Source organism: Domibacillus sp. 8LH, assembly GCF_038806185.1.
Taxonomy (GTDB): Bacteria; Bacillota; Bacilli; order Bacillales; family Domibacillaceae; genus Domibacillus; species Domibacillus indicus_A.
The window spans coordinates 1-245 of the sequence record NZ_JAVJNG010000289.1 but is presented as its reverse complement, the minus strand read 5'-3'; the positions used below and the strand labels follow the sequence as shown (position 1 = coordinate 245).

At 47.3% G+C, this 245-nt stretch carries 1 protein-coding gene; it reads left to right on the top strand.

The genetic code is table 11. The annotated features are described in order from the left end of the window. Nucleotides 1-245: ABC transporter permease (locus RG959_RS24750; RefSeq protein WP_483298929.1), on the top strand; the 245-nt coding region annotated here is incomplete at both ends.

The following is a 245-nucleotide window of genomic DNA, read 5'->3' as shown; positions in this document are numbered from 1 at the left end:
TTCGCAGGTTGGCTTTATTATCGCTCTGCTGTCGGTATTAATTACCAGTGGCGCTGGGAAGACGCGTTCACACTGATCTTCATTCCACCTTCTCAAGGCAGTGTCCCTTATTTCTTCCAAGGCTTGGTCGCAACACTGCGTTTAAGTTTATGGAGCATGGTGTTAGCGCTCTCTTTCGGCACACTGTTAGGGGTGGCAAGACACTCTAAAATCGCTTTATTCAAAACACCGGCGCTGATTTTCAT